Origin of the sequence: Bradyrhizobium sp. URHA0013 (assembly GCF_000518345.1) — a bacterium.
Classification (GTDB): Bacteria; Pseudomonadota; Alphaproteobacteria; order Rhizobiales; family Xanthobacteraceae; genus Bradyrhizobium.
The window spans coordinates 408,412-423,367 of the sequence record NZ_KI912426.1 but is presented as its reverse complement, the minus strand read 5'-3'; the positions used below and the strand labels follow the sequence as shown (position 1 = coordinate 423,367).

Sequence of the window (14,956 nt, the reverse complement as noted above, 5' to 3'; positions counted from 1 at the left end):
GCGGACGATCTCTTGCGGTTCTACTCCGCCGCCATCGGCATCTCGTCCATATGCTCGTGCAGCACCACGCCGGCAAGTGGATCGAATTCGCCGATCCACGGTTTTCGCGCGAGCACCGACCTCGTGTGGGCATAGCCGGCATGCCAGCGCCGCGTGATCCCCGACGAGCTGAAGTCGATATCCTTGGTGTGGGTCTCGCGATCTAGTTGCGGCGCCAGCAGCCGCACGACATGCATACGGGTCGGACAGCCGTAGCTCATCAGCTCCCTCACCGCGGCATCGCCGCGTTCGCTCTCAGGCAGGCGTTCCGCAAGCTGGTTGATGACGTGGCGCAGGCGATGGGCCTGCTGCTGGCGTTCGATCTGGCTCGCGATCCGACTCGAATACATCACATCCTTGTGCCGGTTCAGCACCTCCGCCATCGTGGTCGGCTCGGCGCCGACGGGATTCCACAGATGCACGAAGAAGATCAGCGAATTCTTGCGCGGATTGTCGTCGAACACCGCCTCCGTCGGCGTATTCGAGAGGATGCCTCCGTCCCAATAGAGTTCGCCATCGATCCGCACTGCCGGGAATGCCGGCGGCAATGCGCCTGAAGCCATGACATGCTTCACCGTCAGCACACCGTCGCGGCTGTCGAAATAGCGCATCTGGCTGGTGCCGACGTGAGCCGCGCCGACCGTCAGCCGCGGCGCGCAGCGGTTGGCCAGATCGAAATCGACCAGCTCGCGCAGCGTCTTCTCCAGAGGCGCAGTGGAATAGAAGCCGGCATGGTCGGCGCCCAGCGGATAGGCATCCCCGGCATGCGCCAGCGGATTGGGTCGGAAGAACCCAGGAATGCCGTGGGTCACGGCCGACCAATAGGCCAGCTTCTCGTTGAAGCCGGGAAATGTGGTGCCCGAGTCCCAGACCGGCTTCTGCTCCATCCGCTTCCAGAACTCTCGCAGGCGCGCGAGCCGGTGCTCCGGCGCATTACCCGCAATAAGGCTGGCATTGATGGCACCGATCGAGGTGCCGATGATCCAGTCCGGCTCGATACCGGCCTCGTGCAGCGCCTGATAGACGCCCGCCTGGTAGGAGCCTAACGCACCGCCGCCTGGAAGCACGAGGACGACCTGCCCGGGCAGGTCCTTGCGCTGGATGTTACTCTGCGTGCCGTTCATGGTTCGCTCCTGATCAGCCTGCACTGCTCCGAGATTCGCTGCCGGCCGCCACTTGTTACGCCGGCTCATGTTAATGCGCGGTCCAGCCGCCGTCGACCGGCAGCGCGACGCCGGTGATCGAAGCCGCCGCGTCAGTCGAGAGGAATACCGCGAGCGCGCCGAGCTCCTCGACCGTAGCAAAGCGCTTGTTGGGCTGTTGCGCCAGCAGCACGTCGCGGATCACCTGGTCGCGCGAGATCCCGTGCGCCTTGGCCTGTCCATCGATCTGCGCCTCGACCAGCGGCGTATAGACATAGCCGGGACAGATCGCGTTGCAGGTGATGCCCTCTTCTGCGGTCTCCAGCGCGGTCACCTTGGTGAGCCCGACGATGCCGTGCTTGGCCGCGACGTAGGCCGCCTTGAACGGCGAGCCGACGAGACCATGCGTGGAGGCGATGTTGATGATCCGGCCGAACCCGTTCTGTCGCATTGCGGGCAGCGCGAGCCGCGTGGTGTGGAAGGCCGACGACAGATTGATCGCGAGGATCTGGTCCCATTTCTCGACCGGAAACTGCTCCAGCGGCGCGACGTGCTGGATGCCGGCATTGTTGATCAGGATATCCAGCCGGCCGGCCTGCGCGACCGTCGCCGCGATCATCTCGGCGATCGAATTCGGCCTCGTCATGTCGGCCGGCGAAAAGCTTGCCTTCACGCCGAACTCCGCCGCGATCTGCTCGCGCGTCCGGTCGAGCTCGGCCGCCACACCAAGGCCGTTCAGCACGATGTCGGCGCCGGCCGCGGCAAGTGCCCGCGCGATACCGAGGCCGATGCCACTGGTTGAGCCCCGTGACGAGGGCAACCTTGTCCGCGAGCGCCCGGGCGGCGGACGTCTGCGGCTTCACGGACATATTCATTGGCAAAATGCTCCGACACGATGACTGATGTTGAGCCGACTCTGAGGGATCGCCTGGTTTGACGGAAATGCCCGTTGGCTTCCGAAACCATGCCCGTGCGCTATTGCGGCCGGGATGTCATTCTCCGCCCCGATCGGCTAGCTTCCGCCAGGTCTTGCTGGAGAGCCGATCCATGGAAATGCACCAGGTCCGCTATTTCCTCGCGGTGGCGCAGCTCTTGAACTTCACGCGCGCCGCCGAAGAATGCAACGTGACGCAGCCTTCGCTGACACGCGCGATCAAGCAGCTCGAGGCCGAGCTCGGCGGCGATCTGTTTCGCCGCGAACGGCCCGCAGCGCAATTGACCGAGCTCGGACAGCGCATGCATCCTCTGCTGAAGCAGTGTTTCGAAGCGGCCACCGGCGCCCGATCGCTGGCCTCCTCGTTCCGGAGCGGCGAGATCGGCGCGCTCCGCGTCGCGCTGACGCATTCGATCGACCTGTCGCTCCTCATTCCGCATCTCAACCAGATCAAGCGGCAGTTCAACCGGCTCGAATTCCGCTTCCTGCGCGGCTCGAGTCGTGAAGTGGCCGAGTTCCTGAAGAAGGGCGAGGCCGAGTTAGGGATTGCCGCGGACATCGACGAGGCCTGGGAGCGGCTCGATGTCTGGCCGCTATTCACCGAGAGCTTCGAGCTCGTGGTCAGCGACGGGCACCGCCTGGCCGGCCGCGGCAGCATCGCACTGGACGATCTGCGCGCGGAGCAGCTGCTGAGCCGGACATTTTGCGAGCATTCCGCCCGTATCTCGGCGAGCCTGCGCGAGCACGGCATCGCGGTCGAGCAGGGTCACGAAATCTCGAACGAGCGCGACCTGATCGAGCTGGTCAAGGCCGACATCGGCGTCGCCATGCTGCCGCACACCTCGCCCGTTCCGGAGACGCTGACGCGCGCTGCGGTGGCCGGGCTGGACGCCCGTCGCACCGTCAGCCTCTACGGGGTGGCCGGCCGGCAGCGCACGGCGGTGGCCAATGCCGTTATGCGCATGTTGCGCGGTGCGGATTGGCGGGAGATTGCGGGGTAGCAGCCACGCTCGCTCCTCACTCTTTTAGGCCTCCCTGCTCGCGCCTTCCAACGCTTCAAGCAGATCATCGATCTCCATGCGCTTGCGGAAATCCGGATCGACGAAGCGGGCTTTCACGAGACCGTCGCGACCAACGACAAACACGGCCGGGATCGGCAGCATCCAGCCATCATTGCCGTGGAATTTCGCCATGTCCTGATAGGACAACAGGTGCTGGATCTCGGCACCGAGCCAGATCGCGAGACTGAGCGACAACGCATAACCGTTGTCGAGGTCGGTCAGGATCGGAAATGGGGCACCAGCTTCCGCCTTGAGCTGCTGGGTGTATTCCTGCGTCTCCGGCATGATCGCGACAATCCGCGCACCCATGGACTCGATGCTATCAAGCGCCCGGGACCACCGCGCGGACATTGAGCCGGCAATAGGGGCACCAATGGCCGCGGAAAAACATCACGGCGACTGGGCCGCTCTCGAGCAGTGAGGACAGCGCGACGAGACGCCCGCTCTCGTCAGGCAACATGAACGACGGCATTGCGTCGCCCGGACGCGGGGCGGTGTCGCCGCCGCCGCCTCCATTCAATCTGGTCACCAGACGATCGACTGCCTCGCCATAGGCCGGGAACACGTCGCGGCTGGCGTTGGCATAGGCGCGGAGTTGCTCGTTCAGCGTGCCATCCATGTCACGGCAGCGCTGGAAGGCGAGTTTGAGCCGCTCGGCATCGGCCGGCGAGAGAGAGGTCATCTTGCGCTCCAGCGTTCAGGGGACGAATATTAGGTGCCCGATCCGGCCGCCCGCAAGGGGCGGCTGTCATGCGCGCGCGATCAGTTGACGTAGAAATTGCCGGTCGGATCCAGCCGCCCCGAGGTGGAATACAGCGATCCGTTGTTCATGAAAAAGACGGTGTTGTCGGGGACCTTCTTGGCGCTCTTCATCATGGCCTCGTGGTTCTTCTCCGCCGGGGCCATAGCCATCGCCGACATCTTGCCGGGTCCGCCATACATGTAGGCCATGCCGGCTTTGAAATCCCATGCGGCCTCCGAGAAGGCCGATGTGGCGATGACCGCGAACGCAGCCGTGGCAATCAAGGTCTTGGATAATTTCGTCATGAGATGCTCCTCCGGATTGACGTGAACGCCCGCCAATCGGGCGCCCCGCCATCGAACGCCAAGCGCTCGGGAAGCGGAAATGCCGATCCCCAATCGGTTCGATAGCGAGCGCGTATCGGGCCCGATAGCGCCGGTCTATCGCAGCGAGAGCGAAAGAGCATTTCAGACCGAGCGCCCTCTCGACGAAAGTCCCGACATAGCCGACGACCATTGCGGTTGCGGCCAACACAGGAGACATCCCGATGTTCAGGCATCCCACATTGTTGCGCGCGGTCTGGCCCGGCCTTGCCATCCTCGGCGTATTGACACTCTCGGCGCAGCCGGTCTCCGCCGGTGAATGCCCGGCCGACAAGATCAAGCCGAACGCGCAGCAGATGGTCGACTACAAGCCGGTCGGCGTCACCGACGTCACGCTCGGCGCCATCGACCTCGGCAAGCAGCCGGCACACATCGAGGGCCGCGAGCTGCGCTTCCGCAAGCTGACCATCGAGCCCGGCGGCATCGTGCCCTGGCACAGCCATGACGACCGCCCCGCCCTGATCTTCGTGCAGCAAGGCGAGATCGTCGAACACGCTTCCAACTGCGTTGATCCGATCGTGCACAAGGCCGGCGACATCCGCCCCGAGGTGTCCGGCACCTCGCACTGGTGGAAGAACCTCGGCAAGGAAATGGTCATTCTCTATGTCGGCGACGTCCGCAAGGACCCGCACGACCACAACATGTAACGGGTGCGCGACCCCAGCGCCCGCGTGACGGAATGTGGCGCCCGTGATCCCCATGCTGCCCCACATGCGGGCGCCACATTCATCACAAGGGAGGCCTGCCATGACCGATCTTTCCGCGCCGATCAAACCGACCGCGATGACGATGGACGCGCATTCGCCAGGTCTCGCGCTTCGCTCCCTAGTCATCGGCCTCACCGCCTTCCTCACCGTCGTCGATCTGTTCGCGACGCAGGCGATCCTGCCTTCGCTGACGCGCCATTACGGCGTCACACCTGCGGCGATGGGCTTTGCCGTCAATGCCAGCACCTTCGGCATGGCGATAGCCAGCCTCGTCGTCGGCTTCTTCAGCCCGCGCATCAACCGGCAGACCGGCATCCTGCTCAGCCTCGCGCTGCTGGCAGTCCCCACCAGCCTGCTGGCGACCGCGCCAAATCTCGCGGTTTTCACCGCTTTGCGGATCGCGCAGGGCCTGTGCATGGCATCGGCCTTCGCGCTCACCCTCGCCTATCTCGGCGAACAATGCAGCACGACGGATGCCGGCGGCGCCTTTGCCGCCTACATCACCGGCAATGTCGCCAGCAACCTGGTCGGCCGGCTGATCTCGGCGGCGGTCGCCGACGGCTTGGGCCTCGCCTGGAATTTTTATTTCTTCGCAGCCCTCAATCTGGGCGGCGCAGTGCTGGTCTATTTCACCATCGGGCGCGTGCGGCCGATGCATGCGATGATGCCTGCGGGATCTCCCCACTCCGCCACGATCGCGCACTGGCGCAATCCGCAGTTGCGCGCGGCCTTCGGCATTGGATTTTGCATCCTGTTCGCCTTCATCGGCACCTTCACCTTCGTGAATTTTGTGCTGGTCCAGCCGCCGCTCTCGCTCGGCATGATGGACCTGGGCCTTGTCTATTTCGTCTTCCTGCCGTCGGTCGTCACGACCTTGCTGGCCGGCAAGGTGGCCACGCGGCTGGGAGCGCGGCCGACGATCTGGGGTTCGCTGGCCGTCGCCGGGCTGGGCCTGCCGCTGCTGCTGGCGCCGCATCTGGGCGAAGTCGTCACCGGCATGGTTCTGGTCGGCGTCGGCACCTTCTTCGCGCAAGCGGCTGCGACAGGATTCGTAGGACAGACGGCGACCGACAGCCGCGGCATCGCCAGCGGGACCTATCTTGCCTGCTACTTCTGCGGCGGCCTGGTCGGGACGGCCGTGCTCGGCCGGCTGTTCGACGGGTTCGGCTGGCAGGCGTGCGTCGCGGGTGTCGGCGCTGCCCTTGCTGCGGCTGCCCTGCTGACGCTCGCCTTGAAGCGCTAGCGCTTGACCGGCACCTCCTGCGGCGGCTCGTCGTCGGCGATGGCGCGCCATGCGGCGCCGTCGAGATCGTCGTACTGGCCGCTCCGGAGCGACCAGAGGAAGGCGACGAGACCGGCGAGACCGAGCATCAGCGCCAGCGGCACCAGGATGACGAGGATCTCCATCACACGATCTCCCGCGAGGCGCCGCGCGCACGCAGCGAATTCAGCATCACCAGGATCGACGATCCGCTCATGGCGGCAGCCGCGATCAGGGGCGTCACGACGCCGCTGATCGCGACCGGCACCGCGAGGACATTGTAGCCGATCGCAAGCCAGAGATTCTGCCGCATCAGGTGCAGCGCCTTGCGCGACGCGTCGATGGCGGCGACGACCGGGGCCAGCGGTCGGCCGAGGAAGACGAGATCGGCGGTCGCCTGGCTCAAATGCGCGGCCGAGATCGGCGACATCGAGACGTGCGCTGCCGCCAGCGACGGCGCATCGTTCATGCCGTCGCCGACCATCAGGACCTTCATGCCCCGCTGCTTCAAGACCTCGATCCGCGCGATCTTGTCGGCCGGGGTCACACCGGCCCGCCATTCCGAGATGCCCAGCGCATGGGCCGCCGCGATCACCGCCGGTTCACGGTCGCCGGAGAGAATCTCGATGCCGATATTGCGCGCCTTCAGCGCCGCGATCACAGCCTGCGCATCGGGACGGAGGCCCTGGCGCACGGAGAGGATGAATTTTTCGCTGCTCTTGCTGAACGCCACGACGGAGGCTTCGGGATCGAGATTTGTCACGTCGGAGACCAGCGTCTCGGCGCCGCAGAAGGACGGACGGCCGAGGCGAATCTCGATGCCATCGACCACAGCGCGCACGCCCTGGCCGGCCTCCTCGACCGCGCCGACGATCGGCGATCTGGCGTCGGAGGCCTGCGCGACCGCGGCCGCGACCGGATGATGGCTCGACAGCGCGAGCCGCCCGGCAAGCTCGAGGATATCAGCGGGGATATCGGCCGCATTCATCACTTCGAGATCGGGCAGCGTCAGCGTGCCGGTCTTGTCGAAAATGACGTGATCGGCTTCCGCGAGACGCTCGATGGCATCGCCGGAATTCAGCAGCACACCCGCCTTGAACATCGCGCCCGAAGCCACCGTCTGCACCGTTGGAATGGCGAGCCCGAGCGCGCAGGGACAGGTAATGATCAGCACCGCGACGCCGGTCACGATCGCATCATGCCAGCCGGCGCCCGCGATGACCCAGCCGAGGATGGTGACGAGCGCGGTGGCATGCACCACCGGCGCGTAGAGACGCGAGGCGCGGTCGGCGAGCCGCATGTAGCGCGAGCGCGCCTGCAGCGCATTGTCGAGGAGCCGCGTGATCTCGGCAAGCAGCGTCGCCTCCGAGGCCGCGGAGACCCGCACCCGCAAGGTCCCTGAGATGTTCATCGATCCCGCATAGACCGGCGTGCCCTGTTCGGCGGTGACATAGAGCGTCTCGCCGGTGATCAGGCTCTGGTCGATCTCGGAACGGCCCTCGATCACGGTGCCGTCGACCGCGCAGCGCTCGCCGGGGCGCAGCAGCACGATGTCGCCGGGATAGATCGCGGCCACCGGCACTTGAGATATCTCGTCAGGCCCGACGAACTTGGCCGCGGTCTCCGCCTTGAGCGCGGCGAGATTGCCCGCGACCGCGCGGGTCCGCCGGCGCATGTTCTGGTCGAGGAAGCGACCGACCAGGAGGAAAGTGAGCAGCATGATCGCCGCGTCGAAATAGGCGTGCTCGGAGTGGTTGATAGTCTCGACCACGGACATGCCGAGCGCCAGCGTCACGCCGATCGAGATCGGAACGTCCATGTTCGTGGTCCTGGCCGACAGCGCGCGCCAGGCCGAGCGGAAGAACGGCTGGCCGGCATAGGCCGCCGCCGGCAGTGCGATCAGCGCCGACAGCCAGTGGAAGAAATCGCGCTGCTCCGGCAGCATGTCCGAGACATTGCCGGACCACACCGGGATCGACAGCATCATCACGTTCATGGTGGCGAACGCGGCGACGCCGAGGCAGCGCAGCAGGAAGCGCGATTCCGCGACCTCGCTCGCCTCCGTGCTCTCGGTTTCGTAAGGATAGGCCTTATAGCCGAGCTCTTCGAGGCGGTCGATGAAGCGGGCCGGATCGAGCGTGCCCGCCTTCCATTCCAGTGCAACGCGCCGGTCGGTGAGGTTCACGCGTGCCAGCGTGACGTCGGGAATCGCGGACAGACCGCGCTCGATCTTGGCCATGCAGCCGGCGCAGTGAACGCCCTCGACCGCGAGGTCGATGTGCTGGACGCCCTCGGCCGCAGTCCGGACGTAATGCGAAAAGTCCCGCGAGACGTGCATGGCAAGATCCTTCAGTTCAGGATCACGCGGTTGCGCGACATGAACACGCGCGTTCCCCGCGCCTCGCCCTCGATCACCAGATCCCACTGGCCCGGCGCGACCGATGCGGCATTGCCGCGATAGAGGCCGATGCCGGCCTCCGAGAGCTCGATGGCGAGATCGGCGCGCTTGTCGGTCGGCCGCTCCAGGCGGCCGCCGAATTTCAGTCCGGCGATCGGCTGTCCGCTCGCGTCGCGCGCCTCGACCTGAAGCACGGCGCCGCCATCGGCGCGGCGCTCGACATGCGCGTTGACCTTCCATTTTCGCGCGGTTTGGTCCTGGGCCGCGGAGATCTCACGGTCATAGGCGAGCCCCGCGGCATAGGGGCTGTCGACGTCCGTGCCCGGCAGCGTCGCGATCGCGAGCTTCATCATGGTCACGTTGACGCCGATCACGACGCCGAAGAAGGCGACCAGCATCAGAAACACCTTGGTTCCGGTCAGCGGCTTGGTTGCCATGGCGAACTCCTGATCCTAGGGCGCGACGAAATTGTCGGTGGCGCTGGCGACTTCGCCGAGCCCGATATCGGTGACGTGAAAGCGAACCGGGATCGACTTTTCCGGATTGCCCTCCACCGGCGCGGTCACGAGCACCCGCAGCTCGCTGGTGGAGTCGCGCGGAACCACGATCATCGGCCGGTCCTGCGTCACTGAATCGATCCCGATGACATGGATCGTCGCATTGACCGGACCGTTCGCGTCGATCGCGATGACTCGGTCGTAGCCGCTCTTGTTGAGCAGCCGCACCGTGTAGGCGTTGCGGATCGATCCGTCACTGAGCCTGACAGCGACCGGGTTGCGGTCGTGCAGCACGTTGATGTCGAGCAGGCTGCGGGTCGCCAGCGTATAGATCATGATGCCGCCGACCGCCGCGATGATCGCGCTGTAGGCGACGGTGCGAGCCCGGACAATGCGGTAGACCGGCGCCTTGCCTTCCTGGCGGCGCTGGATGTTGACGTCGTTGTCATAGCCGATCAGCCGCTTCGGCCGGCCGATTTTCGTCATCACGTTGTCGCAAGCGTCGATGCAGAGCCCGCACTGGATGCATTCGAGCTGCGGCCCATTGCGGATGTCGATGCCGGTCGGGCACACGGCGACGCATTGGTAGCAGTCGACGCAGTCGCCGACTTGCTCGCCGAGCGCGCGCAGCTCGGCCGCCTTCTTGACCGAGGTACGCTTCTCGCCGCGGTCGTAACGATAGGTCACGTTGAGCGCCCATTCGTCGGTGAGCGCGGCCTGGATCCGCGGCCACGGACACATATAGGTGCAGACCTGCTCGCGCATGAAGCCGGCGAGCACGTAAGTCGTCGCGGTGAGAATGCCGATCCAGATATAGGCGATCATCGGCGCCTGGAAGGTGACGAGTTCCCTAACCAGCGTCGGTGCGTCGTTGAAATAGAGCACCCAGGCGCCGCCGGTCCACCACCCGATCAAGAGCCAGATCGAATGCTTGAGCACGAGCTCGGAGATGCGCTCCAGCTTCATCGGGTCGGACGATTTGTCCTTCTTCATCCGCTCGCGCCGGTCGCCCTCGATCAGGCGCTCGACCGCATAGAACAGGTCGGTCCACACCGTCTGCGGACAGAGATAGCCGCACCAGATGCGGCCGCCGACGGAGTTCATCAGGAATAGCGCCACCGCGGCGACGATCAGCAGGCCGGTGAAGTAGTAGACCTCCTGCGGCCACAGCTCGATGAAGAAGAAATAAAAGCGGCTGTTGGGAAGATCGATCAGCACCGCCTGGCTCGGAGCACCGAGGCCGCGGTTCCAGCGCACGAACGGCAGGAAATAATAGACGCCGAGGCAGAACGCCATCAGGCCCCATTTGATCCGGCGGAAGGTGCCGGAGATGCTCTGGGGATAGACTTTCTTCTGGGCCACATAGAGCGGCCCGTTGTCATCGTCTAATGGGAGCTCTTTTGGGTTCACGGTCCTGTTCATCGCCTGGAGCTTTTCGAGAGGTGCGATAAAACCTAGACCCGACGCCGCCGCGTCAGTTGATCCAGCGCAAGCGGGGGCTTTTTTTATTCGCCCCCGCCTGTCCCGGATTGGCTATTTTCCGCCGCCCAGCGAGTGGACGTAAACTGCCATTGCCTTGATGGTGGCGGGATCGAGCCGCCCTTCCCAGGCCGGCATCACGCCCGCGCGGCCCTGGCTGATGGTCTCGATCAGCGACGCCTCGTCCGAACCATAGAGCCAAATCTTGTCGGTCAAATTGGGAGCGCCCATCTCCGGGTTGCCCTTGCCGCCGTCGCCATGGCAGGCGACGCAATTCTCCGTGAAGATCTTCTCGCCCTTGGCCGCGTCATAGCCCTTGCGGGTCGGAAGGCCCGACAGTGCCCGAACATAGTTGGCGGCCGTGACGATCTCGTCCGGCTTCAGCACGCCGTCCTTGCCGAAGGCGAGCATCTGGCCTTCGTGCCCCTTGGCGTGACCGGAACGTGCGCCGAACTGGATGGTCTGCATGATCTGGTCGAGCGATCCGCCCCACAGCCAGTCGTCGTCGTTGAGGTTCGGATAGCCCTTGGCGCCGGCGCCGCCTGAGCCATGGCACGGCGCGCAATTGTCGCCGAACACGGTCTTGCCCTTGGCTCGCGCGAGCGCCAGCAGGGCTGGATCCTTCTCGATGTCGGCGAGTGAGGCCGCGCCCAGCGCAACCATCTTGGCCCCTCGGATCTTCTCGAGATTGGCGAGCTCGACCGCGACGTCGGCGCGTGTCGAGTAGCCGAACAGGCCGGTGGTATTGCTGGAGATCAGCGGCCAGGCCGGATACACGATCCAGTAGCCGATCGACCAGACGATGGTGAGGTAGAAGCTGATCACCCACCAGCGCGGCAGCGGCGTGTTGAGCTCCTTGATGCCGTCCCACTCATGTCCGGTCGTGGACCTGCCGGAGACGGGATCGATGTCGCTATGATGATCGGTCATGATCTCTTACTCCTCCCGCAACGGCAGGTGTGCCGCTTCGTCGAAAGCTGCCTTGTTACGGGGCCAGAATGCGTAGGCGATGATCGCGACAAAGATCGCGACGAACACCGGCGTCCAGATCGTGGTCACGAGACCGGACGCGAGATTGTCGAGGGTCAGGATGGCTTTCATCGTTGGTGCCTTCTCAGCGAAGATTGGCTTTCTCGTTGTAGATCTTGAAGTCGACCAGCGTGCCGAGCATCTGGAGATACGCGATCAGCGCGTCCATCTCGGTCGGCGTGCCGGCCTTGCCGTCGAAGTTGCGCACCACGGCCTTGGCGTAGCGCTTGGTGAAAGCGTCGGAGCCTGCATTGTCAGGATCGGCCTGGGCCTTCATGTCGGCGCCCGCATTGGCGATCTGGTCGTCGGTGTAGGGCGTGCCGACGGTCCGCAGCGTGCGCATGTGGTCGGCGATCGTGTCCGGATCTACCTCGGTCTGGCTGAGGAACGGATAGCCGGGCATTACCGACTGCGGCACGATTGCGCGCGGGTTGGTCAGATGAGTGACGTGCCAGTCGTCGGAATATTTGGCGCCGACGCGGGCAAGATCGGGACCGGTGCGCTTCGAGCCCCACTGGAACGGATGGTCGTACATGCTCTCGGCGGCCAGCGAGAAATGGCCGTAGCGCTCGACCTCGTCGCGCAAGGGCCGGATCATCTGCGAATGGCAGAGATAGCAGCCCTCGCGAATGTAGACGTTGCGCCCGGCGAGCTCCAGCGGCGTATACGGCCGGATCCCGTCGACCGCCTCGATCGTGCTCTTGAGGTAGAACAGCGGGGTGATCTCGACGAGCCCCCCGATCGCGATCACCAGCAGGATGCCGACGATCAGGATGATCGAGTTCTTTTCGAAGATTTGGTGGCGTGTCCAGAACGACATGGAAAACTCCTCATTCCGCCGGCTGGAGAGCGACGGGCATCTGGACTTCCTGTTCGCCGACGCGAACCGTCATCCAGAGGTTATAGGCCATGATCAACGCGCCGATCAGGAACAGCCCGCCGCCGGCAGCGCGGATGATGTAGAAGGGATGCATCGCCTCGACAGTCTCGATGAAGGAATATTCGAGAAAGCCGAGCGAGGTGTAAGCGCGCCACATCAGACCCTGGAGGATGCCGGACACCCACATCGCCGAGATGTAGAGGACGATGCCAAGCGTCGCGATCCAGAAGTGCCAGTTGACGAGCTTGAGGCTGTAGAGGCCCTTGCGATTCCAGATCCAGGGCACGAGGCAGTAGAGCGCGCCAAAGGAGACGAAGCCGACCCAGCCGAGCGCGCCGGAGTGCACGTGGCCGATGGTCCAGTCGGTGTAGTGGCTGAGCGAGTTGACCACCTTGATCGACATCATCGGGCCTTCGAAGGTCGACATGCCGTAGAAGGCGACGGAGACCACGAGCATGCGCAGCACGGGATCGGTGCGCAGCTTGTCCCAGGCGCCCGACAGCGTCATCAGGCCGTTGATCATGCCGCCCCAGGACGGCATCCACAGCATGATCGAGAAGGTCATGCCGAGCGTCTGGGTCCAGTCCGGCAGCGCCGTGTAGTGCAGATGGTGCGGGCCGGCCCAGATGTAGAGGAAGATCAGCGCCCAGAAGTGGATGATCGAGAGACGGTAGGAGTAGATCGGCCGCTCGGCCCGCTTCGGGATGAAGTAGTACATGATGGCGAGGAAGCCGGCGGTCAGGAAGAAGCCGACCGCGTTGTGGCCGTACCACCACTGGAACATGGCGTCCTGGATGCCGCCCCAGGCGATGTAGGATTTCGAGCCGAACACCGAGACCGGCAGCGCCGGGTTGTTGCCGAGATGCAAGACCGCAATCGTCACGATGAAGGCGAGATAGAACCAGTTCGCGACGAAGATGTGCGGCTCCTTGCGCTTGATGATCGTGGCAAGGAAGACCAGCAGATAGGTGACCCAGACGATGGTCAGCCACAGATCGGCGTACCATTCCGGCTCGGCATATTCCTTCGATTGGGTGACGCCGAGCAGATAGCCCGTGCCGGCGATCAGGATGAAGAAGTTGTAGCCTACGACGACGAACCAGGGCGCGAGATCGCCTGCAAGGCGAACGCGGCAGCTCTTCTGCACGACGTAGAAGGAGGTCGCGATCAGGACGTTGCCGCCAAAGGCGAAGATCACTGCGGACGTGTGCAGCGGACGCAGGCGCCCGAAGCTGGTCCAGGGCAGATCGAAGTTCAGCGCCGGCCACGCCAGTTGCGAGGCGATGATGAGGCCGACGAGAAAGCCGGCAATGCCCCAGAACATCGCCATGACGGAGGAGAACTTGATCGGCCCCATGTTGTAATTGGGGCGCCCATTGATCTCCGCAGGCGGCAGCGCCGCCGGCCGGTCGAGGTAGCGGTTGATGATGCAGAAGACCGCGGCGAGGCTCGCTGCCGCGCTCAGCGCGGCGTGGAAGGCGAAGGGCGCATCGAGCGCCTTGGCCGAGGCAATCACGCAGAGGAAGGCGGTGACCGCGAACACGACAGCCAGGCCGCTTTCACCTGACGTCATGGACTTGGAGATGGAGGGCTGGCTCATGCGGATTCTCTCTGAAAGAACACAGGGCCAGAAACCACATTCATCCTCGCGGGGAATTGATTGAAATCAAGCTATGTGGATTTCTGTTAATGTGAGAGTTGCGCCACGCCAGTTGATGTGCCCTCTCCCCTTGCGGGAGAGGGCAGCGAGGACGGCGCGGCAAACTCGCTCGGTGAGGGTTGGCTCCGCACGGAAAGTCGCCTTTCCATGGAGAGAACCCCTCATCCGGCCATAGCCGAAGCTTCGCTTCAGCGTTCTCAAGAACGGACGCCGAAGGCGGCCTATGCCACCTTCTCCCACAAGGGAAGAAAAAGAAGCTCCCCGTAAAATCACGGCGTGCCTGATCAGTCTCTCGCCGTCGCCTTGAGCGCCGCGATGACGTCCTCGCGGGCGATGATTCCGACCAGCTTCTGCGCTCCGTCGAGCACGATGATGCTCCTGATGCGGTGCTCGACCATGATCTGGAGCACGCGCGTCAGCCGCGTGTCGGGGCTGACATAGATAAAGTCGGGCGTCATGACGTCGCCGATTTTGCGGCTCATCAGGTCGTGGTAGCGCGGCAACATCTGGCTCGGCGTGAAGGCGAAGCACTTCAGGATGTCGAACTTGGTGACGATGCCGACGACCTGCCCGTCGTCCTCGACCGGGTAGGAATTGAAATCGTCGCGTTCGAACATCTCGCTGAGCGCGAGCAGGTCGAGGTCGCGCCTCACCGTCCTGACGTCGTGCGTCATGTAGCCGTCGACGGTCTGCTCAAGGAATCTGTACACGGCGCGTCCTCTTTGATTCGTCTTGCACCGCTCC

Annotated in this window: 14 protein-coding genes and 2 pseudogenes; 3 read left to right on the top strand and 13 right to left on the bottom strand. The window is 64.4% G+C overall.

The window, feature by feature from the left end; genetic code table 11:
- Nucleotides 1-20 precede the first annotated feature (20 nt).
- A complete protein-coding gene (locus tag N551_RS0122625) occupies nucleotides 21-1,163 on the bottom strand; it encodes a patatin-like phospholipase family protein (RefSeq protein WP_027568811.1) in 1,143 nt (380 codons plus the stop codon).
- A gap of 70 nt (nucleotides 1,164-1,233) precedes the next feature.
- A pseudogene (locus N551_RS36175) lies at nucleotides 1,234-2,056 on the bottom strand (3-hydroxybutyrate dehydrogenase).
- A 172-nt stretch (nucleotides 2,057-2,228) separates the two neighbouring features.
- On the opposite strand from N551_RS36175, the gene N551_RS0122615 reads away from it, so the two are divergent.
- Nucleotides 2,229-3,116: a LysR family transcriptional regulator gene (locus tag N551_RS0122615; protein ID WP_027568810.1), complete on the top strand. Its 888-nt coding sequence runs from the start codon at nucleotides 2,229-2,231 to the stop codon at nucleotides 3,114-3,116.
- Nucleotides 3,117-3,140: 24 nt separating this feature from the next.
- Here the strand turns inward: N551_RS0122615 and N551_RS36170 are convergent.
- Nucleotides 3,141-3,858 (bottom strand): annotated as a pseudogene (locus N551_RS36170) (peroxiredoxin-like family protein).
- A gap of 80 nt (nucleotides 3,859-3,938) precedes the next feature.
- Nucleotides 3,939-4,223, bottom strand: a complete 285-nt coding sequence (locus N551_RS0122605) for a hypothetical protein (RefSeq protein ID WP_027568809.1) — start codon at nucleotides 4,221-4,223, stop codon at nucleotides 3,939-3,941.
- Between the two features lie 242 nt (nucleotides 4,224-4,465).
- Between N551_RS0122605 and N551_RS0122600 the strand changes: the two genes are divergently transcribed.
- The gene (locus tag N551_RS0122600; RefSeq protein ID WP_027568808.1) at nucleotides 4,466-4,948 is read left to right on the top strand and encodes a cupin domain-containing protein; all 483 of its coding nucleotides are present in this window, start codon (nucleotides 4,466-4,468) and stop codon (nucleotides 4,946-4,948) included.
- A 100-nt stretch (nucleotides 4,949-5,048) separates the two neighbouring features.
- On the top strand, nucleotides 5,049-6,251 hold the full coding sequence (locus N551_RS0122595; protein WP_027568807.1) for an MFS transporter: 1,203 nt from the start codon (nucleotides 5,049-5,051) through the stop codon (nucleotides 6,249-6,251).
- On the opposite strand, the gene ccoS is transcribed toward N551_RS0122595, so the two are convergent.
- From ccoS to N551_RS0122550, 9 genes are all read right to left on the bottom strand, one after another.
- Nucleotides 6,248-6,415, bottom strand: coding sequence for a cbb3-type cytochrome oxidase assembly protein CcoS (gene ccoS, locus N551_RS0122590; RefSeq protein ID WP_027568806.1), 168 nt, complete (start codon nucleotides 6,413-6,415; stop codon nucleotides 6,248-6,250). The two genes, N551_RS0122595 and ccoS, sit on opposite strands and share 4 nt — an antisense overlap.
- Nucleotides 6,415-8,607: a cation-translocating P-type ATPase gene (locus tag N551_RS0122585; protein ID WP_027568805.1), complete on the bottom strand. Its 2,193-nt coding sequence runs from the start codon at nucleotides 8,605-8,607 to the stop codon at nucleotides 6,415-6,417. Before N551_RS0122585 ends, ccoS begins: the two co-directional genes overlap by 1 nt.
- Nucleotides 8,608-8,618: 11 nt before the next feature.
- Nucleotides 8,619-9,104, bottom strand: a complete 486-nt coding sequence (locus N551_RS0122580; protein WP_027568804.1) for a FixH family protein — start codon at nucleotides 9,102-9,104, stop codon at nucleotides 8,619-8,621.
- 15 nt (nucleotides 9,105-9,119) lie between these two features.
- Nucleotides 9,120-10,586: a cytochrome c oxidase accessory protein CcoG gene (gene ccoG, locus N551_RS0122575; RefSeq protein WP_027568803.1), complete on the bottom strand. Its 1,467-nt coding sequence runs from the start codon at nucleotides 10,584-10,586 to the stop codon at nucleotides 9,120-9,122.
- A 111-nt stretch (nucleotides 10,587-10,697) separates the two neighbouring features.
- Complete coding sequence (gene ccoP / locus N551_RS0122570; protein WP_027568802.1) at nucleotides 10,698-11,573, bottom strand: cytochrome-c oxidase, cbb3-type subunit III; 876 nt, start codon at nucleotides 11,571-11,573, stop codon at nucleotides 10,698-10,700.
- A gap of 6 nt (nucleotides 11,574-11,579) precedes the next feature.
- A complete protein-coding gene (locus N551_RS0122565; RefSeq protein WP_007594016.1) occupies nucleotides 11,580-11,744 on the bottom strand; it encodes a CcoQ/FixQ family Cbb3-type cytochrome c oxidase assembly chaperone in 165 nt (54 codons plus the stop codon).
- Nucleotides 11,745-11,757: 13 nt separating this feature from the next.
- Entirely contained in the window at nucleotides 11,758-12,492 is a 735-nt protein-coding gene (gene ccoO, locus N551_RS0122560) for a cytochrome-c oxidase, cbb3-type subunit II (protein ID WP_007594017.1), read from the bottom strand.
- A 10-nt stretch (nucleotides 12,493-12,502) separates the two neighbouring features.
- Entirely contained in the window at nucleotides 12,503-14,152 is a 1,650-nt protein-coding gene (ccoN, locus tag N551_RS0122555) for a cytochrome-c oxidase, cbb3-type subunit I (protein WP_007607681.1), read from the bottom strand.
- A 344-nt stretch (nucleotides 14,153-14,496) separates the two neighbouring features.
- A complete protein-coding gene (locus tag N551_RS0122550) occupies nucleotides 14,497-14,922 on the bottom strand; it encodes an HPP family protein (RefSeq protein WP_027568801.1) in 426 nt (141 codons plus the stop codon).
- Nucleotides 14,923-14,956 lie beyond the last annotated feature (34 nt).

Coding starts and splice junctions, on each gene's coding strand:
- ccoP (WP_027568802.1), bottom strand. CDS start 11,573: ATGACCGATCATCATAGCGACATCGATCCCGTCTCCGGCAGGTCCACG.
- N551_RS0122605 (WP_027568809.1), bottom strand. CDS start 4,223: ATGACGAAATTATCCAAGACCTTGATTGCCACGGCTGCGTTCGCGGTC.
- ccoO (WP_007594017.1), bottom strand. CDS start 12,492: ATGTCGTTCTGGACACGCCACCAAATCTTCGAAAAGAACTCGATCATC.
- ccoG (WP_027568803.1), bottom strand. CDS start 10,586: ATGAACAGGACCGTGAACCCAAAAGAGCTCCCATTAGACGATGACAAC.
- N551_RS0122580 (WP_027568804.1), bottom strand. CDS start 9,104: ATGGCAACCAAGCCGCTGACCGGAACCAAGGTGTTTCTGATGCTGGTC.
- N551_RS0122585 (WP_027568805.1), bottom strand. CDS start 8,607: ATGCACGTCTCGCGGGACTTTTCGCATTACGTCCGGACTGCGGCCGAG.
- N551_RS0122595 (WP_027568807.1), top strand. CDS start 5,049: ATGACCGATCTTTCCGCGCCGATCAAACCGACCGCGATGACGATGGAC.
- ccoS (WP_027568806.1), bottom strand. CDS start 6,415: ATGGAGATCCTCGTCATCCTGGTGCCGCTGGCGCTGATGCTCGGTCTC.
- N551_RS0122615 (WP_027568810.1), top strand. CDS start 2,229: ATGGAAATGCACCAGGTCCGCTATTTCCTCGCGGTGGCGCAGCTCTTG.
- N551_RS0122565 (WP_007594016.1), bottom strand. CDS start 11,744: ATGAAAGCCATCCTGACCCTCGACAATCTCGCGTCCGGTCTCGTGACC.
- ccoN (WP_007607681.1), bottom strand. CDS start 14,152: ATGAGCCAGCCCTCCATCTCCAAGTCCATGACGTCAGGTGAAAGCGGC.
- N551_RS0122600 (WP_027568808.1), top strand. CDS start 4,466: ATGTTCAGGCATCCCACATTGTTGCGCGCGGTCTGGCCCGGCCTTGCC.
- N551_RS0122625 (WP_027568811.1), bottom strand. CDS start 1,163: ATGAACGGCACGCAGAGTAACATCCAGCGCAAGGACCTGCCCGGGCAG.